The following is a 21995-nucleotide window of genomic DNA, read 5'->3' on the forward strand; positions in this document are numbered from 1 at the left end:
TTCTGTTCGAGGCCGACTACTTCGCGGACGGTTCTTTCCAGGCCAGCAGGACGGATTCGGCGGCCGGTTTCCACGGCAGGAAGACCGCCACCGCGACAGCGACGAGCAGCGAGACCGACACGGTCACGTAGGAGGCCAGTTGGAAGCCCTCCAGCGACGCCGCCTTCATGGCGTAGACGAGGTCGGCCTTCTGCTGCGCGAACGCGGGAACGGTCGGTCGCTTCACGATTTCGAGCACACTGATCACCGTTTCGCGCGCAAAGCTCTTCTCGTAGGGCGTCATCAGGAAGTCGGGGATGGCATCGATGCGCGGTCCGACCTTGGTGGTATACACCGAAGCGACGATCGACCCCAGTACTGCGACACCGAGGGTGCCGCCCGCCTCACGGGTGGTGTCGTTGACAGCGGAACCGGCTCCGGCCTCCTCGAGCGGCACCGAGGACATGATCGATTCGGTGGCCGGCCCCTGCACGATGGCCAGGCCCAGCCCCATCAACACCATCGAGACGACCACCGCACCCAGGTAGGGGGTTTCGACCTTCACCTGCCCGGCGATGAACATTCCGATACTCATGACGACGAGACCGAACACGATGACTGCGGTGGTGCCGATCCGTTGCGCGATCAGCGTAGCCAGCGGCGCGCCGACGGCGATCGCCGCGGCGAAGGGCAACGAGTGGATCCCGAACTGCAGCGGCGTCAGTTCCATCACGCCCTGGAAGTACTGGGTGATCATGAAGAGGAATCCGAACATGCTGAAGTAGGCAACCGCGATCGCCAACGCCGGCAACGAGAAACGCCGGATGCGGAAGAGCTGCATGTTGAGGACCGGAGAGTCGGTGCGCAACTCCCACCACACGAACGCCGCGAAGAACACGACCGACATCGCGTAGCCGGACAGGCTGATCGCCGAAACCCATCCTTGGTGCGGCGCTTCGATGATGGTCCACACCAACGTGGTCACACTGAGCAGCGAGAAGGCGATGCCGAGCAGATCGAGCCTGCCGACGTGGGTGGTCTTCGACTCGGGAATCAGGAACCGAGCGAGAACCAGCACGACCACTGCCACCGGCACATTGATCCAGAACACCGAATGCCACGAGAAGTGCTCGAGGAGCCAGCCACCCGCGGTCGGGCCGATCGCGATCGCGATTCCCGCCATTGCGGTCCAGGCGGCGATGGCAACCGCCCGTTCCTTCACATCGGTGAAGATGTTGATGATCAGCGCGAGCGTCGCCGGGAACACCGCGGCGGCGAACACACCCATGGCGGCCCGGGCGGCGATCACCTGCCCCAGATCGGTCGCGAGGGCGCCGCCCACGGACATGACGGCGACACCGGCCAGCCCGATCATCATCACCCGCCGCCGCCCGTACCGATCGCCGAGGTGGCCGAACGCGAGCAGCAAGCCCGCGAAGGTCAGGGTGTAGGCGTCCACCACCCACTGCAGGCCGCTGATGTCGGTATGCAACTCGACGCCGAGTGAGGGCAGCGCGACGTTGACGATGGTGTTGTCGAGAACGACGAGCAGTTCGGCCAGGCAGATGACGAGGAGCGCGAGGTAGCGCGCTCGACGACTCATGCCGCTGTCGGTAGTTCGAGGCGCGGCTGGATGAACCGCCGTGGTGTGTGGCACTGGAATCGACTCCTCGTCGCTGTTATGCGGGGCTGCATATCGCCTGCGGCGAGAGTATGCGTTACGCCTAGTTACAGTCAATGGGAAGTTTCCGTGTTTCCGCACGAAGTCCGGCAGGGAGTTCGAGAACGCCTTCGGACAGCAGGTCAACGAGCTATGCTGGTCGACATAATGAGTAGGCGAACGACTGCACGGGACCGGATGCTGCTGAGTGCCGTCACCCTCTTCCGCGAGCGGGGCGTCGACGCGACGTCGCTGGCCGACGTCGTCGCGCACGCAGACGCGCCCCGCGGGTCCATCTACCACCACTTTCCCGGTGGTAAGAGTCAGCTGGCCGAGGAGGCCACGCATCGGGCCGGTGGCCTGATGGGGTCGCTCATCAGCGAGAGCCTGTCGAACAAGGGCCCCGTCGAGACACTCGTCCTGATCATCGATCTGTTCCGCCGGGAACTCGTGGAGACGGACTTCTCGTCCGGGTGCCCGGTCGCCGCCGGCGCATTGTCGGGCGGCGAATGCCCCACGGCCAAGGATGCGGCGGGTGAAGCCTTCAGTTCCTGGGAGGCCACCATCGCTGCCTCACTCTGGCAGCACGGCGTACGGATGTCCCGTGCCCAATCTGTCGCCACGATGTCGATCTCCGCGATCGAAGGCGCACTCGTGCTGTCGAGAGCGCAACGCAGTACGCAGGCGCTCGACCGGGTGGCCGCCGAACTCGTGGCGATGGCCGAGGACGTGCTGGCCCACGCGACCTCGACCGGCCGGCGAGCCGACGCACCGGAACGTTAACGCCAGTCGCGGATCAGCCGGCTGAAGAACTCGATCCCGTTCCGTAACCCGGCAATCGACAGGCGTTCGTCCGTGGAATGGATGAGTGCCCGGCTCCGGGCGTCGAGCTCGAAGGGATAGAAGCGATAGACGTACTCACTGATCTGGGCCATGTGTCGGGCGTCGGTGGCGCCGACCAGGAGAAACGGTGACACGATCGACCCGGGAAAGGTATCGGCTACCACCTGCCGGAGTCGGGCGAACACCTGGTCGTCCGTCCTCGACACCGGTGACGGTTCGGTGGCGCCAAGGACGTCGAGTTGTATGTCGTTGTCGCGGATCGTCTTCCGTATCCGTTCCACGGTGCCGTTCACGGTGTCGCCCGGCAGTATGCGGATATCGAGCACTGCACGCGCCGTCTCCGCCATCACGTTGTTGGCGGCACTGCCTTCCAGGACGGTAGCGACTGCCGTGGTGCGGCACATGGCGTTCATCAGGGCACCGGCGCGCGGCAGCACCCTCGCCAACAGTGGTCCGAATGTGTCGGTCCGGGAGAGCATCGTGCCCAGCGGACCTTTCGCATGGACGCCTACGTTGGTGAGCAGGTCGACGGTGGGTTCGGTGAGCCGGGCCGGGAACTTGTGGTGGTCGACGCGGGTGATGGCGCGGGCAAGCCGGGCGGTAGCGGTCTTCCTCCCCGGCATCGACGCGTGACCACCAGGGTCCTTCGCCGTCAACTGCAGGTCGAGGATCCCTTTCTCGGCAGTTCCGAGGACCGCGAGCGTCGCGTCGACTCCGGGGAACGCGTCGCCGGCAACTCCACCGCCCTCGTCGATGACCACACCCGGCACGATCCCCCGCTCCCGGAACGTGTGCACCACCTGCGGAATGCCGTCTCCTCCGACCTCCTCGTTGTGGCCGAAAACCAGATAGACGTCACGGGCCGGGACGACACCACTGCGCAGCAGCCCTTCGACTGCCTCGAGAATGCTGACCAGCACGCCCTTGTCGTCGATGGCGCCGCGCCCCCAAACGGCGTCGTCCGCCACGACCCCGCCGAACGGTGGATGAGTCCATCCCTCGTCGTGCGCGGGCACGACGTCCTGGTGCGCCATCAGCACGATCGGCTTGTCGGGCACCCCGACATCCCAGTGGTACACGAGCGAATGCGAGGCAATGATCTCCTTGTCGAGATTCTCCCGCACCAGTGGGTACAACTTGTCGACAAGACTCCGGAAACGCGCGAAGAACGTCCAGTCCGTGTTCGCGTCGTCCCGGGTGGACACCGTGGGGACACGGAGCATCGCCGCGAAATGCTCGACCGCTAGCGTCGTGTCGATCGCCATCTCTGTCACGAGCGCCACCTCCTCGTCGCGTCGGAACCAGGATGACGATCAGCCTAAACCTGTCGCTCGAATGGCAGGCCCGAGTTCGCCCATGGTTCCGGACCGAGGACGCTCATGTCGGGCGGACCTGGCGTCAGGCCCTCCCGACGATGTGGAGCACCCAGGCGAACTCGAACGCCACTTCCTTCCACTTCTCGTAGCGCCCGCTCACGCCACCGTGGCCCGCGCTCATCTCGGTCTTGAGAAGCAGCGGCGAGTCGCCCGTCTTGGTGGCCCGAAGCTTGGCCACCCACTTCGCCGGCTCGACGTAGAGGACCCTGGTGTCGTTGATGCTGGTGATCGCGAGGATGGCCGGATAATCCTTGGCCTCCACGTTCTCGTACGGGCTGTACGAACGCATGTACTCGTACACCTCGGGGTTCTCGAGCGGATTACCCCACTCGTCCCACTCGATCACCGTCAGCGGAAGCGACGGATCGAGGATGGAGGTGAGCGGGTCCACGAAGGGAACGTTGGCGAGGATGCCTGCGAAGAGTTCCGGAGCCAGGTTGGCCACTGCGCCCATCAGGAGACCGCCTGCACTGCCGCCGTCCGCGACGAGTTGGTTCGGAGTGGTGCGGCCGGTGTCCACGAGGTGACGTGCACAGTCGACGAAATCGGTGAAGGTGTTCTTCTTCGTCAGTGTCTTGCCGTTCTCGTACCAATGCCGGCCCATCTCGCCGCCGCCACGCACGTGTGCGACAACGAACACGACTCCCCGATCGAGGAGCGAGAGCCGTGCGACGGAGAACGCGGGATCCATGCTGGCCTCGTACGAGCCGTAGCCGTACAGGAGTGTCGGCGCCGGTTCGTCCGGGGCACCGTCGGCACGCCTCACGATCGACAGCGGAATCCGGGTACCGTCGGCGGCGATGGCCCAATCACGTTGCTGCACATAGTTGCGCGCATCGAAGTCCCCGAGCACGGGTTGCGACTTCCGTAGCGCCAGTTCGCCCGTCGACAACACGTAGTCGTACACCTGCCCGGGCGTGATGAACGAGGTGAACGCCATCCGCAGAGTCGGCTGCTGCCATTCCGGATTGGCGCCGAGGCCCACGCTGAACAGTTCCTCGTCGAAGGCGATCTCCGTGAACTCGCCGTACCCCTCCGGGCCGAGCGGCCAGATCGCCAAGCGGGTCAACGCTTCCCGCCGGTAGCTGAGCACCAGATGGTCGGCGAAGGCGTCGACCTCCTCGAGTCGTACATCCGACCGATGCGCGATCAGCGTGGTCAAGGACGTCGGATCCGACACCGGCGCCTCGGCAAGCACGAAATTCTCGGCCTTCTCACCGTCGACGACGTCGTTGTGCATGATCAGAAAACGATCTTCGCCCGCGACCACTGCATGTTCGACGCCGTATTCGACGCCCTCGCGCCGCGGAAGAATTACCCGGAACTCCCCTTCGGGGTTCGCCGATTCCAGGACCCGGGCTTCGCTGGTGATCTTGGAACCCACCCAGATCATCAGGTACTTCTCACTGCGGGTGGATCCGACGGAAACCCAGAACCGCTCGTCGGGCTCCCGGAAGACGGCGACGTCCTCCTCGCGGGCGGTGCCGAGCCGGTGACGCCACACGGTGTCGGGGCGCCAGGACTCGTCGACCGTGAGGTAGAAGACATGCCGGTGGTCGATCGCCCAGGTAACTCCCGGTGCGGTGCCGGTGATCTCGTCGGGCAGCAATTCGCCGGTGACGAGGTTCTTGAACCGGAGCGTGTAGCGCTCGTCGCCGACCACGTCCACCGAGTACGCGAGCAGCGTGCCGTCGTGACTGAGGGAGAAGGCTCCGACGGAGAAGAAGTCGTGACCCTCGGCCTCCGCGTTGCCGTCGAGCAGGATCTGCTCGCCGGGGAGTTCGACCCCCGGGGTGAGCTCCGGCGGAGTCCAGTCGTCGGGACCCGTGATCGGTGTCCGGCACTGCACGCCGTACTGCTTACCCTCGATGGTCCGGGCGTAGTACCAGTACTCCCCCATCCGGGTGGGCACCGACATGTCGGTTTCCTGTGTCCGGGATTTGATCTCAGAAAAGATCTGGTCGCGCAAGGGAGCCAGGTGGGCAGTCTCCTGCTCGGTGTACGCATTCTCGGCTTCGAGGTAGGCGATCACCTCCGCGTCTTCCTTGTCGCGCAACCATTCGTACTCGTCGACGAAGGTGTGTCCGTGATGGACCCGCTCGGTGGGAACCTTCTTGGCAACGGGCGGGGTCAGAATCTTGTTCTCGGTGGTCATCGCTCAGCCCACCCACTCCGCGAACGACAATCCCGAAATGCGCTCGTACGCGTCGATGTAGCGTTGCCGCGTCGCCGCCACGATCTCCGCCGGAAGCGGCGGCGGTGGTGTGTCGGACGCGCGGTCCCAGCCCGACTCGGGGCTGGTGAGCCAGTTACGGACGAACTGCTTGTCGAAGCTCGGCTGCACCTTCCCGGCCTCGTACCCGTCGGCGGGCCAGTAGCGGGACGAGTCGGGTGTGAGGACCTCGTCGGCGAGCACGAGGTTGCCCTTCTTGTCGAGGCCGAACTCGAGCTTGGTGTCGGCGAGAATGATCCCACGGTCGGCGGCGAAGTTGGCTGCTCTGCCGTAGATGTCCAGGGTGTCGTCCCGCAGCTTGATCGCCAGATCTTGACCGACCTTGTCGACCACGACGTCGAAAGTGATGTTCTCGTCGTGCTCCCCCAGTTCCGCCTTGCTGGCCGGGGTGAAGATCGGATCAGGGAGCCGGCTGGCCTCCACCAACCCTTCGGGCAGGGCCACCCCGCACACCGAACCGGTCTCGTTGTAGTCGATCAGGCCGGAACCGGTGAGGTAACCGCGGGCGACACATTCGATCGGAACCATCTCGAGCTTGCGCACCACGAGTGCGCGGCCGAGGACCTCCTCGGGGATGCGACTGTCGTCGGGCTCACCCGCCAGATGGTTGCTGCCCCCGAGCACGCCGAAGAAGAAGACACTCATCGCGGTGAGTACCCGGCCCTTGTCCGGAATCGTGGTGCCGAGAACGTGGTCGTAGGCGGAGATCCGATCGCTCGCGACCAACAGCAGGTGCTCGTCGTCGATCGTGTAGAGGTCGCGGACCTTGCCACCGGCCAGATGGGCGTAGGAATCGAGTGAGGGGCGCACGGTGAGCCAGCCTATCGGTCCTGCCGGACAGACCGGGCGCTGACCTTGCGGCGCTCACCGCGTTCCGGGGCCGATCGTTGCTCTCCCGTGAGGTCAGGACTCTGAGCCGACCGCGCGGAATACTCTCCTGAGCCATGTCGTTACCGTGGGTTACGACATGGTGTGATCCCAGGTACGAATCAGGTGAGCAATGACAACCGACACAGCGCCCGTCGATGTGGGGTTCCGGTCGGAGCGCGGTCCGGTACTCGTGGCGCTGATGCTCACGACATCCCTGGTCGCCCTCGACGCCACCATCATCTCCACCGCGGTATTCACCATCGTCGGCGATCTCGGCGGATTCACCCAGTTCCCCTGGCTGTTCTCTATCTATCTACTCACCCAGGCCGTGTCCGTGCCGATCTACGGCAAACTCGCCGACATCTTCGGCCGGAAACCGGTCATGCTTCTGGGGATCGGCCTCTTCGCGCTCGGGTCGGTCCTCTGCGGGCTCGCCTGGAGCATGCCGGCACTCATCGCCTTCCGCGCCGTGCAGGGCCTCGGGGCAGGCGCGGTCCAGCCCATGAGTATGACCATCGCCGGCGACATCTACACGCTCGCCGAACGTGCAAAAGCGCAGGGCTACCTCGCGAGCGTGTGGGGAATGTCGGCGGTGGTCGGACCGACGCTGGGCGGCGTGTTCTCCGAGTATCTGTCGTGGCGCTGGATCTTCTTCGTCAACATTCCGCTCTGCCTCCTGGCCGCGGTGATGCTGATCCGCAACTTCGACGAGAAGCGGGCGCGGATCCGCCGGTCCATCGACTACCCGGGGGCCGGACTGCTCGCCGTGGGCGCAACGCTCCTCATTCTGGGCCTCCTCGAAGGCGGCCAGGCATGGGCGTGGAGTTCGCCGGTCAGTCTGGGCATCTTCGCCGCCGGCGGCGTGTTCCTGTTCGTCTTCGTCCTGGTGGAACGGCGAGCCGCGGAACCCATCCTCCCACTCTGGGTGTTGACGCGACGAGTCCTCGCCGCGAGTAGCGTCGTCTCGCTTCTGGTCGGCGCCATCGTCCTGGGCCTCACCACGTATGTGCCCACCTTTGCCCAGGGTGTGCTCGGGACGGGCGCGTTGGTGGCCGGGTTCGCACTGGCCACGCTGACCATCGGCTGGCCGATCGCCGCGTCGCTGTCCGGGCGTGTGTACCTGCGCTTCGGATTCCGGGTCACGGCGACGGCGGGCAGTCTGCTGGTCGTCGCGGGCACCGCCCTCACGACCATCCTGTCCATCGAGTCGGCGGTGTGGCAGGTGGCGCTCTGCTGCTTCGTCATCGGCGGCGGGATGGGCCTCGTCGCCAGCCCCACCCTCATCGCCGCGCAGGCCAGCGTCGACTGGTCGGAGCGCGGTGTCGTCACGTCCACCAACATGTTCGCCCGGTCGATCGGCAGCGCCGTCGGGGTCGCCCTCTTCGGAGCCCTCGTAAACGCCCGCCTCGACGGCACCGAGGACCCCGCCCGCGCCGATCTCGCCGACGCCCTGCACCTGGTCTTCGTAGCCGCCCTCGGCGCCGCGGTGATTCTCGTGCTCGCCGCCGTGGCGATGCCGAAGAAGTCCGCCGCTGCACCTACGCCGAGTGCCGCGCCGCCGGCCGGCCAATGACGGTCGCGTCGGGCCCCTCGTTACAGAAGCTGCCCTCCCCGCCGCGTACGGGTGACGTTGACCAGCATCGAGATCGGCGCCGCACCAAAGGTTAGGCTAACCATATAGTGTGACGTGAGTTCGCCGGTTATCGAGAGGGGATCACACATGGAATCGACGGCAGTCGCCGAATCCGCCGCCATCGGAACGGATTCACCGTCGAGCACACCGTTCATCCTTTCCCGCCCCCACGGCACGGTCGTTGCCGTGGGAGCCCGTGCGCAGTACGACTCCGCCCTCGCGGCGGCCGAGGCGCTGCGCGACGGGCGTGCCACCGCGATAGTCGGCGCGCTCCCCTTCGACCCCGAACACCCCGCCGCACTCGTCACTCCGCAGTCGCTGAACCACGAACCCGGGAGCTGGAACGGCGAGTACCGCGGAATCCCGCGCATCCGGATCGGATCACCGATTCCCACGGAGGCCGAGCACGTCGCTCGGGTGGAAGCCGCGCTACGCGAATTGCGTTCGGCGGACAACACTCTGGAGAAGGTGGTCCTCGCCCGGTCACTTACACTGCACGCGGACGAACGTCTGCACCCCCATGCATTGCTCGCCCGACTGGTCGCACACGACCAGGGCGGCAACGGTTTCAGCGTCGCTCTGGGCGCGGCTGGAAGCGCCTGGTCGGGAAAGCACCTCGTCGGTTCGAGTCCCGAGGTGCTGATCCGGCGCCGAGGAGACGCGGTGAGCTGTCACCCCCTGGCCGGTTCTGCACCGCGCCGCAGCGACCCCGAGTCGGATCGTCGTACAGGTGAAGGTCTCGCCGCGTCCGAGAAGAATCTGCGTGAACACGCGCTGGTCGTCGACGCGCTCCGGGCGAGCCTCGCACCGCTGTGCACTGAACTCGACATCCCCGACAGTCCGTCCCTCACCCGCACGCCTCACCTCTGGCACCTGGGCACACCCGTCTCGGGTCGGTTGCGAGACCGCTCGGTCACGGCCCTCGACCTCGCCGTAGCGGTGCACCCGACACCCGCCGTCTGTGGCACTCCCACCGACGCCGCACGCCGGCTTATCGCCGAACTCGAGGGCGACCGCGGCTTCTACGCCGGTGCGGTGGGCTGGACCGACTCCGACGGGGACGGCGAATGGATGGTTGGAATCCGGTGCGCCGAGATCGACGCCCGGGGCACCACGATCGTCGCGCACGCGGGCGGTGGCATCGTCGCCGCATCCGACCCTCACGACGAACTCGCCGAGACGACAACGAAGTTGGGGACGATCCTGGCCGGTTTGGGAGTGGAGCTGTGAGCGACGGAATCACCCTCGTCGTCGGCGCGGCCCACGGTATCGGACAGGCCACCGCCGTCACTCTGTCCCGGCGAGGTCATCGCCTGGTGCTGCTCGACCGCGACGGTGACGGGTTGCGCAGCACAGCCGCCCTACTGGACCGGTCGCCGCTCGACACCGAGGTCGTCGACATCCGCGACTCCGACGCCGTCACAGAATCCGTACGACGCATCGAGGACCGGCACGGCCCCGTCACCGCACTCGCGCACGTGGCCGGAATACTCGAAACCGGTTCGATACTCGACGCCGATCCCGCGAGCTGGCAACGCGTCTTCGACGTCAACGTCACCGGACTGGTCAACGTGCTGACGGCCGTCGGAATCGAAATGCGCCAGCGCAGAAAGGGTTCGATTGTCGTGGTGGGCTCCAATGCTGCCGGCGTGCCGCGCGCAGGAATGGGCGCGTACGGCGCATCCAAGGCCGCAGTCGCGATGATCGTCCGGGTCCTCGGACTCGAATTGGCCGAGTACGGAATCCGCGCCAACGTCGTGGCACCGGGTTCGACCGACACCGCCATGCAGCGGTCGCTGTGGTCCGACCCCGCCGACGACTCGGGTGCTCGCACCGCGATCGACGGCGATCTCGCATCGTTCAAGGTCGGCATCCCCCTGGGCCGGATCGCGGACGCCGCTGACATCGCCGATTCCGTCGAATTCCTGCTCTCCGATCGCGCGCGGCACATCACCATGCAGGCCCTGTACGTCGACGGCGGCGCCACCCTCCGGGCGTGACCGAACAGCAAGTTGCGAAAGGACTTTCGATGACCACGAGCCTGCGCGCTCCCCTCGCCGACACCACCGGATATCCCGCCGCCTTCGCCGAACGGTATCGGCAGGCGGGTTACTGGACGGAGGAGACGTTCCAGCAGTTTCTCGGCGCACGCGCAGCGGAGTTCGTGGATGCCGTTGCGGTGGTGGGGCCGGACGCCACCGGAGGCGAATCGAGCCTCACCTACCGCCAAATCACCGAACGCGCCGGTCGATTGGCGGCCGGATTTCTCGCGTCGGGCATCCACCCCGGTGATCGGGTCGTCGTACAGTTGCCGAACGTCGTCGAGTACGTGGAAGTGGTCTTCGCGCTCTTTCGCCTCGGCGCGTTGCCCGTGTTCGCCTTGCCCGCGCACCGCGAGCACGAGGTCTCCTACTTCTGCAGTTTCACCGACGCGGCCGCATACATCGTCACCGACCGGCACGCCGGTTTCGATTACCGCGCACTGGCCCGCCAGGTGGTGTCGTCTTCGGAACAGCCGCCGACGGTGATCGTCGCCGGAGACGCGCAGGAATTCGTTGCGCTCGACGATCTGCGGGGCTCGCCGCCGATCACCGTCGACTCGCCGGTCGACGCGGAGTCGGTGGCCTTCCTGCAACTGTCGGGTGGCACCACCGGGGTGTCGAAACTGATCCCTCGCACGCACGCCGACTACCTGTACTCGGTGCGTGAATCGGCTCGCATCTGTGGCGTCGACGAGCACACCCGCATGCTCGTAGTTCTGCCTGCTGCACATAACTTTCCGATGAGCTCGCCCGGCATCCTCGGGGTCCTGCACGCAGGCGGTCGCGTCGTGCTGGCACCGGATCCCAGTCCCGACACGGCCTTCGCCCTCATCGAGCGTGAAGGCATCACCATGGCGTCGCTCGTCCCACCACTGGCACTGGCATGGTTGGCCGCCGCCGCCCGCACCGAACGCGACCTGTCGAGTCTCGAGGTGATACAGGTCGGCGGCGCAAAATTCAGCGCCGAGGCGGCCAAGCGGGTGCGGTCCGAACTGGGATGCACAGTGCAGCAGGTGTTCGGCATGGCGGAGGGCCTCGTCAACTACACGAGACTCGACGACCCGGAGAGCATCCTCGTCTCCACGCAGGGCAGGCCGATCAGCCCCGACGACGAGGTGCTCGTCGTCGACGACCACGACGTACCCGTTCCCGCCGGCGCCTCCGGTCACCTACTCACCCGCGGCCCGTACACCATTCGCGGTTATTACCGAGCACCCGAACACAATTCGACGGCGTTCACCGACGACGGTTTCTACCGCACCGGTGACATCGTTCGCCTCACCGACGACGGATACCTCGTCGTCGAGGGCCGGGCCAAGGATCAAATCAACCGCGGTGGCGAGAAAGTAGCCGCAGAAGAGGTAGAGAACCACCTCCTGGCACATCCCCGCGTCGCCGACGTCGCAGTGGTGTCGATGCCCGACCCCTACCTCGGCGAACGCACCTGCGCCTTCGTCGTCGTCCTCGGCGAGCAACCGACGCAAGGAGAACTCAAGAAATTCGTGCGCGGCCGCGGCCTCGCCGAGTACAAGGTCCCCGACAAGGTGATGTTCGTCGAACACTTCCCGGTCACAGGCGTGGGCAAGATCAGCAAATCCGAACTGCGCCGAGCCCTCGAGAAGACCCTCGTAACACCGTAGGTCTCCGCTGTCGTATTGCCCTACCTCTCGCCACCGGATACTATCGAACACATATTCGAACAACCTTGGGGGAGGTTGACGGTGGACACGTCATTGACGGTGGACAGATCGACGGCACCAAATCTTGAGGAACTACGGGCCTTCACCGCCCGGTTGCGAGGGGTGTCGGCGGGTGGAAATGCGGCACTAGGAATTGATCTCCTCGATGCGATCGAGGCGTTGAAGTCGGTCGGAGCAGCGGCGCAGGCAGTGGTGACCGACGATGTCGCTACGTCCATCCGAGCCGATCGCAAGGGTCGGGGATTGCCGCGGGTCGAGTGGGATCGTGGGATCGGCGCCCAGATCGCCCTGCTCGAAGGGAATCCCCCAACCGTGGCGGCAGGCACCTCGGGTTCGCCCGAGCCCTGGTCCACGAGATGCCGCACACGTTGGCATTGTTGCAGCGGGGGCGCCTGAACGAATGGCGCGCAACCTTGCTGGTGCGGGAGACAGCGTTCCTGACGGTGACGGATCGGATCATCATCGATCGGCAGCTTTGCTCTGATCCGGCCACACTCGACGGGGTCGGGGACGCGGGTCTGACTGCGCGGGCCAGGGCCCTCGCCGCCGAACTCGACGCCGCGTCGGTGGTTCGGCGGCAACGTAGGGCAGTATCTGAGCGGCGCATCACCATCAGGCCGGCCCCGGACACGATGGCCTACCTGAGTGTGTTGCTGCCGGTGGAGAAGGCGGTGTGTTTACACGCCACGCTGAGCCGTGACGCCGACAGCCTCATCGCCGCCGGCAACAGTGGTGGCCGCACCCGCAATCAGTTGATGGTCGACCTCTTGTTCGACCGGGGCACCGGGCAGTCGGTCGTGTCAGGGGTGCCGGTGGCAGTCCAGGTGGTGCTCTCCGACGACGCCCTTCTCGCCGGCGGCGGTGAGGCGACGCACATGCACGGCTACGGCCCGGTGCCGGCTGGCTTCGCCCGGCAACTGATTGCCGACGCCCTCGAGACACACAGCCAGGTGACGTTGCGCCGGGTGTATGCGTGCCCGCAGTCCGGGGCCTTGACCGCAATGGAATCGAGGGCCCGCGCGTTCCCGACCGGATTGGCGACGATGATCGACCTCCGGGATCGTGCGTGCCGCACCCCATGGTGTGGCGCTCCGATCCGCCATCACGATCACATTCGTCCCCACGGGCGATCCGGACCCACTACCTTGGACAACGGTTCCGGGCTCTGCGAAGCGTGCAACTACGCCAAGCAGGCCCCTGGCTGGAACACCACCTTTGCCGCGCCCGAAACCGGTCGCACCCACACCATCGACTTCGGCACTCCGACCGGACACCACTACCGCTCGACCGCACCACCGTTACCAGCACCGATGCGGCGCTCCGCAGTAGAAACCATCCTCGCCACACATCTCCGCGCATGCTGACAGAGTGAGCGCTCCTGGCGCACTACTGTCGAGAGCATGTGTCTGGTCCTGTTCGCATGGCATTCCCACCCCGACCTTCCCTTGGTCGTGGCAGCCAACCGCGACGAGTTCTACGCCCGCCCCACCGATCCGCTGCACCGCTGGGACGAGGGTTTCGTCGCCGGCCGGGACCTCCTCGCGGGCGGCACCTGGATGGGAATCAGTGACGGATTACGGTTCGCGGCCGTGACCAACGTCCGCGACGGGTCCCCTGCAGCCGGTGCGTTGTCCCGCGGGCGGCTGCCCGTCGATTTCCTCCTCTCCGAGGACTCGGCGGCCTTTCATGCCGACAGCGTCGCCGCAAACGGCAGTGCGTATGGCAGCTTCAACCTGCTCGTCGCCGACCGGGAGGAACTGTGGTGGTCTACCAACCGGCCACACGGCAGGCGGCACCGTGTCGAACCCGGCATCCACGGGTTGTCCAACGCCGAACTCGACACCCCATGGCCGAAGGTCACCGAGGGCACACGCGCGTTCAGCGCCGCCCTCGCCGCCGACGACGGTAAGCCGGACGCCGACCTCGAGGCGTATTTCGCCGTCCTCGCCCACAGCGAGCCGGCACCGTGGGAGTCGCTGCCCGACACCGGGGTCGGACGGGACCTCGAACGGGCACTGTCGTCGCGGTTCATCCACTACGGCGAGTACGGCACCCGGGCGTCGACCGTCCTCCGTGTCCGCTCGGACGGCACCTACGACATCACCGAACGCCGCTTCGACCCGAACGGGGTCACCGGCGAAGTCCGGTTCGACTCGGCGCAGGTCAGGTAAGCGACGATCGGATGACGCCGGCAGTCTGCTCCAGCGCCATCCGGCTCGGCGACGTCGGCATTCCGCGCAGCCCGAAACCGTCACCGTTCGTGCGGGGGACGACGTGGAGGTGAACATGGAACACCTCCTGACCGGCGGCGATTCCGTCGGCCAGGAAGAGGTTGACGCCATGGGCGCGTAACGACCCGTGCCGCAATGTGGTCGCGATCCGCTGTCCCGCGGTGAACACTGCGGCACCATCGGCGGGGTCGAGGTCGGACAGTCCGGTGGCGTGCCGCTTGGGAACCACCAGCAGGTGTCCGGGGGTCCACGGCCGGATGTCCATGAACGCCATCACCTCGTCGTTGTCGTACACGACGCTGGCTTCGGCGCGACCGGCGACAATTTCGCAGAAAGTGCAGTTCATGGGGTAGGCACCTCCGGTGCTTGTGCGCCTTTTTGGTAGTTCCCGCTACCAGAAAGGCGCACGGGCGGCGAAGCCGCCTACAGGATCGGGGACGGCTGGTAGGCAGCCGCCTCGGGGTTGGCGTCGACGAGCTTCTGTACCTCGGTCACCACTGCGGCCACCTGAGCTTCGGCCGCGCCGATGAACGCCTTCTTGTCGGCGAGCGCCTCGTCGAGGGCTGCCCGGTCGAGGGGGAGCCGGTCGTCGGCGGCGAGCCGGTCGAGGAGGTCGGGTTCCTTGCCCTGCTCGCGCATGGCCAGTGCGACGGCGACGGCGTGTTCCTTGATGACCTCGTGCGCGGTTTCGCGGCCGACACCGGCCCGCACGAGCGCCATGAGGACCTTGGTGGTGGCGAGGAACGGCAGGTACCGGGTGAGTTCCTTCTCGATGACGGCCGGGTAGGCGCCGAATTCGGCGAGCACGGTGAGGAACGTCTCGATCAGTCCGTCGATGGCGAAGAATGCGTCCGGAAGGGCGACCCGGCGCACCACGGAGCAGAACACGTCGCCTTCGTTCCATTGGGCGCCTGCGAGTTCTGCGGCCATCGACGCGTAGCCGCGGAGGACGACCTGCAGTCCGTTGACACGTTCGCAGGAGCGGGTGTTCATCTTGTGCGGCATCGCGGAGGACCCGACCTGGCCGGGCTGGAAGCCCTCGGTGACCAATTCGTGTCCGGCCATCAGGCGGATGGTGTGGGCGAAGGAGGACGGCCCGGCGGCGACCTGGACCAGCGCGGACAGCACGTCGTGGTCGAGCGAACGCGGGTAGACCTGCCCGACACTGGTGAAGACGTGAGCGAAACCGAGGTGCTGCGCCACCTTCCGCTCGAGGGTATCGAGTTTGGCGGCGTCGCCGTCGAGAAGGTCGAGCATGTCCTGCGCGGTTCCCATCGGACCCTTGATGCCGCGCAGCGGGTAACGGTCGATCAGTTCCCGCAACCGGGTGAGGGCGACGAGCAGTTCGTCGGCGGCGGAGGCGAAGCGCTTGCCGAGGGTGGTGGCCTGCGCCGCCACGTTGTGCGAACGACCGGCCATGACGAGGCCGCTGTACTCGGCGGCACGCTCGGACAGCCGTGCGGCCACCGCGACACCGTGTGCGTACACGTGCTCGAGCGACCGCAGGATCTGCAGCTGTTCGACGTTTTCGGTGAGGTCGCGGCTGGTGAGACCCTTGTGTACCTGCTCGTGACCGGCGAGTGCGTTGAATTCCTCGATGCGGGCCTTCACGTCGTGCCGGGTGACCCGTTCGCGGGCGGCGATGGAGTCGAGGTCGACCTGATCGATGACCCGCTCGTAGTCGGCGAGCGCCTCGGCCGGCACGTCGATGCCGAGTTCCGCCTGGGCACGCAGCACCGCGAGCCACAGCTGGCGTTCGAGCACGATCTTGTGCTCGGGCGACCACAACTCGACGAGTTCGGGGCTGGCGTAACGGTTGGCGAGGACGTTCGGGATGCGGGTCACGAGACTTCAGTTTACGGCGGTGCTAGAGGTGAACGTGGTCCGGCCGGTCCAGCGCCGGCGCGACGAGGTCGACGACGTCGAGGAGCATGGCCCGAGCGAGCCCACGAAGGTCGGGGTCATGCTCGCCGAGGGCAGTCACCACGGCGCCGTCCACGGTGGCGACCAGGCGGCGCAGTTGTCCTTGCCGCACGTCGCGGTCGGAACGGCGCAGGGCCTCGGTGAGGATGTCGTCGAGCTGTGCTCGCAACCGCAGCTGAACCTCGCGTAGTTCGGGTCGACGCGCGCACGCGGTGAGCCGCTCGTACCGGCAGATCAAGCGTTCGCGACTGTCGTCGCTGATCAGTACCGGCCCGACGAGTAGTTCCACGAGAAGGTCGACGGTGGATTCGCGACCGCGACGACGGTGGGTGACGTCGTCTACCCGCGCCCGCATGACGGTGAGGTCGCGTTCACCGTTGCACTCGACGGCCTTCGCGATCAGCTCTTCGAGCGACGCGAAATAGTAGGTGGTCGATGCCAGCGGAAGGTTCGCGCGCGCGGCCACCGACCGGTGCCGCACCGCTTCGAAGCCGCCCTCCAAAAGCAGGTCGGCGGCAGCGTCGACAAGCGCCTGTCGGCGCCGTTCGCCCTTGGGAGTTGCCGCTGTCGACACCAATTCATCCTGCCAGCCGGGGGTGCCGCACCAGACCGGATTGGACTACAGACCGCGAAGTTTGCGCCGGGCGAAGTCACCAGGCTCGGCAAGAACGGCGACCGAGGTGATGCCGTGCGAGGACGAGCCAGATGATCGGAAGGAAGACGAGAGGCGGCACGCGGACGACGAGGACCCACAGGACCGCGGCGAGCACCGCGATCACGAACAGCAGCGTGCGCAGGGCCGCGGCCTCGCGTCCCGGATCCCGGCGGCTCGGCTCCGGCTCGTACTCGCCTTCGGTCCCGAAGCGCTGTTCGCCCGGAAGATCCGCGAACAGAGGTGCGAGGTCGGCTGCGGTCTTGGCGAGATACGCCTGACGGACCCGAGCATCGAACTCGTCGGTGTCGAGGCGGCCGGCCGCAAAGTGTGCGGCGAGTGCCGTTGCGGCCTGCTCCCGCTCCAGGGTTCCTATGCGGAGTCCACCAGGAGTGGAAGGGTCTGGGTTGCTGATTTCGCTCATGGTTTCGCCTTTTGCCCGCGTGCGCCGCAACACTGTAATCCTGGTCATAGTGTAGGCCGACTTCGGTCGATCGCTAGAGCCAGCGCCGCAGCCGGATCAGCGCTTCCCGCACTTCCGCGGTGGACCCAGCGAACGAGAGACGGATGGTCCTGTTCCCGTGGACGGTGTCGAAGTCGATGCCGGGTGCCAGTGCCAGACCCGTGTCCTGCAGCAGTCGCGAGCACCACTGCGTCGACGTGTCACCATGGGCCCCACCGAGGAGATGACCGATGTCGGCGTACACGTAGAACGCACCGTCCGCGGGCGCCAGCTCGGTGATACCCAGTTCCGGTAGTCCCGTGAGAAGCAGTTCGCGGTTCACGGCGTAACGCTGGACGTGCGAATCGAGTTCGGCCCGCGACTCCGGCGTGAACGCCGCGATCGCCGCGTACTGCGAAATCGCGGGTGGGCACACCGTCATGTTCGACGCCAGGCGCTGCAGGGCACCCCTCAACCCGGCGGGTACCAGCATCCACCCCAGCCGCCAGCCCGTCATCGAGAAGTACTTGGACACCGACCCGACGACGACGGATTCCCGCGACGTCTCCCAGGCGCTCGTCATCGTCTGCCCGCCGTATCCGATGCCGTGGTAGATCTCGTCGGATATCAGGAGGGTGCCGTGGTCGTCGCACCACCGAGCGAGACCCGCCAATTCTTCGGGATCGATCACGGTTCCGGTGGGGTTGGCGGGACTCGCGACGATGAGACCGGCCGGGGCTTCGGGGAGCGCCTCGAGCATCGCGACCGTCGGCTGGAATCGGGTGTCGGCACCGCAATCGAGTTCGACGACGTGGCAACCGAGGGCGGCGAGGGTATTGCGGTACGCCGGGTAACCCGGGCGAGCGACGACCACGGTGTCGCCCGCATCGAAAGCGGCGAGGAACAGCAACGTGAAAGCTCCGGAGGAACCCGTGGTCACCACCACGTCCTCGGCGTCGACGTCGATACCGGACTTGGTGGAGTGGTACTCGGCGATCGCGTCGCGGAGTCCCAGGATTCCGAACGTCTCGGTGTAGCCGAGCAGGTGTCCGTCGAGGACCTGCCGGGTGGCGCTCAGCACGGGCTTAGGCGCCGGGGTCGAAGGCTGCCCCGCTGCGAGAGTCAGCACGTCCCCGTGGGTCCGTTCGCGCTCGGCGGCGGCCTTCCACACGTCCATCACGTGGAAGGTCTGAATGTCGGATCGCTGAGATTCGGAGCGCACCCCTCGACGCTAGCGTGACACCGTCAACGCCCGGCCAACGCATCCCGTTGGGACTCGACCGTCTCGCGGACGGCAGCCACGACTGCAGCCACCTCGGGCCTGCGGAGCGATTCGGGACGCGCGACGAGCCAGTACGCGAGCGTCGCCTCCACCTGTCCGGGCAGCACGCGAACGAGGTCGTCGTGCCGGTCGGCCATGAAGCACGGCAACAGCCCGATCCCCGCGGCGGCGCGGGTGGCCTCCACATGGACGAACACGTTGGTCGAGGTCACCGACTCCCGCATCGACACGGTGAGCCGGCGCGCCAGGTCCAGTTCGTCGACCTGCAGCATCGAGTCGATGAAGTACACCAGGGAATGGTCGGCGAGTTCGACGACGGTCCGCGGAGTGCCCTTCCGCTCGAGATACGACCGCGACGCATACAGACCGAGGGTGTAATCGGCCAGCCAGACGGCCTCGGCGCGGTGCACCTGCGGTTTGCCCACGACCACCTCGATGTCGAGACCCGAACGGTGCTGTGAGGCCCGGCGTGTGACCGCGACGATCTCCACGGACACCTCGGGATGTCGGCGGCGAATCAACGCGCCCGCGGGTGCTGCGATGTACGCACTGAACCCGTCCGTAGCCGAGACGCGCACCACGCCCTTGAGGCCATCACCGCCGCCTGGCTCGGCGACGAGGCCGTGCACAGCGGCTTCCACCCGCTCGGCCGCGGTCAGGGCCTGCTGCCCCAGTTCGGTGAGTTCCCATCCGCCGGCGGCCTTCACGAGCACACGACCGCCGAGGGTTCTCTCGAGGTTCGTGATGCGCCGGGAGATGGTGGTGTGATTTACACCTAGGTCGTCGGCCGCGGTGTTGAAGCGGCCGGTGCGTCCCACCGCCAACAGCACGAGCAGGTCATCTGCGCTGGGCATGGACGTTTCGGAAGTCATGTCTGCATATTTGCACACGGGGGTTGCATCATGCGCCATTGTGTGCGCACAAATATGCATCAATACTCGGCAGACAACACCCGATGTGTCCCCAGTCACAGGGCAGCAAAGGAGCGGCAGATGAGCGTCGACGAGACACTACGCACGGAAGAGACCCCGCCGTCGGGGCTGAAGAAGGTGGTCGGCGCGTCGATGGCCGGCACCGTGGTCGAGTGGTACGAGTTCTTCCTCTACGGCACGGCGGCGACCCTGGTCTTCAGCAAGGTCTTCTTCGCGGCCGGAGACAACGAACTCGATGCCATCATCGCGGCCTTCGTCACCTACGCGGTCGGCTTCGTCGCCCGACCGCTCGGCGGCATCGTCTTCGGCCACTTCGGTGACAAGTTCGGCCGCAAACAGCTGCTGCAGTTCAGCCTCGTCCTCGTGGGCACCGCCACCTTCCTCATGGGCTGCCTGCCCACCTTCGCTCAAATCGGTTACTGGGCGCCGGCGTTACTCGTCACGCTTCGCTTCATCCAGGGCTTCGCGGTCGGTGGCGAATGGGGCGGCGCGGTGCTCCTCGTCGCCGAGCACAGCCCCAGCCGGTCGCGCGGGTTCTGGGCTTCCTGGCCGCAGGCCGGCGTTCCGGCCGGCAACCTGGTGGCCACCGTCGTACTGCTCATCCTGACGACGACCCTCCCGGACGCAGCCTTCCTGAGCTGGGGCTGGCGGGTGGCCTTCTGGCTGTCCGCCGTGATCGTCCTGGTCGGCTACTACATTCGCACCAAGGTGACCGATGCGCCGATCTTCCTCCAGGCCCAGAAGGATGCCGAGAAGGTCAAGGAGACGTCGTTCAACGTCTTCGAGGTGGTCAAGCGCTACCCGCGCGGCGTCTTCACGGCAATGGGACTGCGCTTCGGCGAGAACGTCATGTACTACCTCGTCGTCACCTTTTCGATCACCTACCTCAAGGTGGTGGTCCACACCGACACAGCGCAGATCCTGTGGTGGATGCTGATCGCGCATGCGGTGCACTTCGCGGTGATCCCGCTGGTGGGACGGTTGTCCGACAGCATCGGCCGCCGCCCTGTTTACATGATCGGTGCTCTGACCGCGGGAACCTGGGGTTTCTTTGCCTTCCCGATGATGAACAGCGGCCACAACGCCGTCATCCTCGGCGCCATCGTCATCGGCCTGGTGTTCCACGCCTTCATGTACGCGGGCCAGCCCGCGATCATGGCGGAGATGTTCCCCACCCGGATGCGCTACTCGGGCGTCTCGCTCGGCTACCAGGTGACGTCGATCGTGGCCGGCTCCCTGGCCCCCATCATCGCGGCGAGCCTGTTGAACAGGTACCACTCCTCGGTCCCCATCGCGATCTACCTCGCGATCGCCTCGCTCGTCACCGTCGTCGCCGTGATCGTCGCCAAGGAGACCAAGGGCATCTCTCTCGAATCCATCGACGCAGCCGACGCCCGTACCCTGGCCGCGGAAAAGGCCGGAGCTCCGGCATGACCGCCCCCGGCCTCTCCGGGCGCACGGCCCTCGTCACCGGTGGCGCCAGCGGGATCGGTGCGGCATGCGCGCGACACCTGGCCGCGCGTGGAGCACAGGTCACCGTCGCAGACCTCGACGATGTCGCGGCCAAGACGCTCGCCGAGGAGATCGACGGAAGAGCCTGGCACGTCGACCTTCTCGACACGGATCAGCTCGCCGATCTGCGGCTGGAGACGGACATCCTCGTCAACAACGCCGGTATCCAGACCGTCAGCCCTATCGAGGAATTCCGCGTCGAGGACTTCCGCCGAATCCAGACACTGATGGTCGAGGCACCGTTCCTGCTCATCCGTGCCGCCCTGCCCCACATGTACGCGCAGGGATTCGGTCGGATAGTGAATGTGTCCTCCGTGCACGGACTTCGGGCTTCGGCATTCAAGGTGGCGTACGTGACGGCCAAACACGCGCTCGAGGGCATGTCCAAGGTGACCGCCCTCGAGGGTGGGTCGCACGGTGTGACCAGCAACTGCGTCAATCCCGGTTACGTGTCGACGCCGTTGGTGCAGAAGCAGATCGCCGATCAGGCACAGCTGCACGGCGTCAGTGAGGCCGACGTGGTCGAGAAGGTGATGCTCACCGAGAGCGCGATCAAACGGCTGGTGGAACCGGATGAGGTCGCTTCCCTCGTCGGATGGCTGGCCTCAGCGGACGCCGGCATGGTCACCGGCGCCTCGTACACCATCGACGGCGGGTGGACGGCGCGATAACCAACCGGCCCGGA

18 protein-coding genes and 1 pseudogene are annotated in these 21995 nt (G+C 66.3%); 9 read left to right on the forward strand and 10 right to left on the reverse strand.

Annotated elements, in window-relative coordinates; translation table 11 throughout:
* Positions 1-16 precede the first annotated feature (16 nt).
* Positions 17-1582, reverse strand: coding sequence for an MFS transporter (locus tag L1080_RS19955; RefSeq protein WP_250770765.1), 1566 nt, complete (start codon positions 1580-1582; stop codon positions 17-19).
* Between the two features lie 225 nt (positions 1583-1807).
* Between L1080_RS19955 and L1080_RS19960 the strand changes: the two genes are divergently transcribed.
* A complete protein-coding gene (locus tag L1080_RS19960) occupies positions 1808-2422 on the forward strand; it encodes a TetR/AcrR family transcriptional regulator (protein WP_236603387.1) in 615 nt (204 codons plus the stop codon).
* Here L1080_RS19960 and L1080_RS19965 read toward each other — a convergent pair.
* From L1080_RS19965 to L1080_RS19975, 3 genes are all read right to left on the reverse strand, one after another.
* A complete protein-coding gene (locus L1080_RS19965; RefSeq protein WP_250771093.1) occupies positions 2419-3747 on the reverse strand; it encodes a M20/M25/M40 family metallo-hydrolase in 1329 nt (442 codons plus the stop codon). The two genes, L1080_RS19960 and L1080_RS19965, sit on opposite strands and share 4 nt — an antisense overlap.
* Before the next feature lie 133 nt (positions 3748-3880).
* A complete protein-coding gene (locus L1080_RS19970; RefSeq protein WP_250770766.1) occupies positions 3881-6013 on the reverse strand; it encodes a S9 family peptidase in 2133 nt (710 codons plus the stop codon).
* 3 nt (positions 6014-6016) lie between these two features.
* Entirely contained in the window at positions 6017-6901 is an 885-nt protein-coding gene (locus tag L1080_RS19975; RefSeq protein ID WP_250770769.1) for a phosphoribosylaminoimidazolesuccinocarboxamide synthase, read from the reverse strand.
* Positions 6902-7091: 190 nt separating this feature from the next.
* On the opposite strand from L1080_RS19975, the gene L1080_RS19980 reads away from it, so the two are divergent.
* From L1080_RS19980 to L1080_RS20005, 6 genes and pseudogenes are all read left to right on the forward strand, one after another.
* Positions 7092-8534, forward strand: coding sequence for an MDR family MFS transporter (locus L1080_RS19980; RefSeq protein WP_159919585.1), 1443 nt, complete (start codon positions 7092-7094; stop codon positions 8532-8534).
* A 147-nt stretch (positions 8535-8681) separates the two neighbouring features.
* Positions 8682-9824, forward strand: a complete 1143-nt coding sequence (locus tag L1080_RS19985; RefSeq protein ID WP_250770770.1) for an isochorismate synthase — start codon at positions 8682-8684, stop codon at positions 9822-9824.
* Positions 9821-10594 carry an SDR family oxidoreductase gene (locus L1080_RS19990; protein ID WP_250770772.1) on the forward strand — a complete coding sequence of 258 codons (774 nt, stop codon included), beginning with the start codon at positions 9821-9823 and terminating at the stop codon, positions 10592-10594. Before L1080_RS19985 ends, L1080_RS19990 begins: the two co-directional genes overlap by 4 nt.
* 29 nt (positions 10595-10623) lie before the next feature.
* Positions 10624-12276, forward strand: a complete 1653-nt coding sequence (locus tag L1080_RS19995; RefSeq protein ID WP_250770775.1) for a (2,3-dihydroxybenzoyl)adenylate synthase — start codon at positions 10624-10626, stop codon at positions 12274-12276.
* Positions 12277-12429: 153 nt separating this feature from the next.
* Positions 12430-13700 (forward strand): annotated as a pseudogene (locus L1080_RS20000) (HNH endonuclease).
* Positions 13701-13736: 36 nt separating this feature from the next.
* On the forward strand, positions 13737-14507 hold the full coding sequence (locus L1080_RS20005; RefSeq protein WP_250770779.1) for an NRDE family protein: 771 nt from the start codon (positions 13737-13739) through the stop codon (positions 14505-14507).
* Here the strand turns inward: L1080_RS20005 and L1080_RS20010 are convergent.
* The 6 genes from L1080_RS20010 to L1080_RS20035 form a co-directional block, all read right to left on the reverse strand.
* Positions 14500-14913, reverse strand: coding sequence for an HIT family protein (locus L1080_RS20010; RefSeq protein ID WP_109327128.1), 414 nt, complete (start codon positions 14911-14913; stop codon positions 14500-14502). The two genes, L1080_RS20005 and L1080_RS20010, sit on opposite strands and share 8 nt — an antisense overlap.
* A 77-nt stretch (positions 14914-14990) precedes the next feature.
* On the reverse strand, positions 14991-16412 hold the full coding sequence (purB, locus tag L1080_RS20015; protein ID WP_159919575.1) for an adenylosuccinate lyase: 1422 nt from the start codon (positions 16410-16412) through the stop codon (positions 14991-14993).
* Between the two features lie 22 nt (positions 16413-16434).
* Positions 16435-17064, reverse strand: a complete 630-nt coding sequence (locus L1080_RS20020; protein ID WP_159919573.1) for a TetR/AcrR family transcriptional regulator — start codon at positions 17062-17064, stop codon at positions 16435-16437.
* A gap of 76 nt (positions 17065-17140) precedes the next feature.
* A complete protein-coding gene (locus L1080_RS20025; RefSeq protein ID WP_250770781.1) occupies positions 17141-17566 on the reverse strand; it encodes a DUF1707 SHOCT-like domain-containing protein in 426 nt (141 codons plus the stop codon).
* A 73-nt stretch (positions 17567-17639) separates the two neighbouring features.
* On the reverse strand, positions 17640-18806 hold the full coding sequence (locus tag L1080_RS20030; RefSeq protein ID WP_159919569.1) for a pyridoxal phosphate-dependent aminotransferase: 1167 nt from the start codon (positions 18804-18806) through the stop codon (positions 17640-17642).
* 23 nt (positions 18807-18829) lie between these two features.
* Positions 18830-19738 carry a LysR family transcriptional regulator gene (locus tag L1080_RS20035; RefSeq protein ID WP_159919567.1) on the reverse strand — a complete coding sequence of 303 codons (909 nt, stop codon included), beginning with the start codon at positions 19736-19738 and terminating at the stop codon, positions 18830-18832.
* 120 nt (positions 19739-19858) lie between these two features.
* On the opposite strand from L1080_RS20035, the gene L1080_RS20040 reads away from it, so the two are divergent.
* The gene (locus L1080_RS20040) at positions 19859-21232 is read left to right on the forward strand and encodes an MFS transporter (RefSeq protein WP_250770783.1); all 1374 of its coding nucleotides are present in this window, start codon (positions 19859-19861) and stop codon (positions 21230-21232) included.
* Complete coding sequence (locus L1080_RS20045) at positions 21229-21981, forward strand: 3-hydroxybutyrate dehydrogenase (protein WP_250770785.1); 753 nt, start codon at positions 21229-21231, stop codon at positions 21979-21981. Before L1080_RS20040 ends, L1080_RS20045 begins: the two co-directional genes overlap by 4 nt.
* Positions 21982-21995 lie beyond the last annotated feature (14 nt).

It is taken from the genome of Rhodococcus sp. MSC1_016 (assembly GCF_023667485.2).
Taxonomy (GTDB): Bacteria; Actinomycetota; Actinomycetes; order Mycobacteriales; family Mycobacteriaceae; genus Rhodococcus_F; species Rhodococcus_F oxybenzonivorans.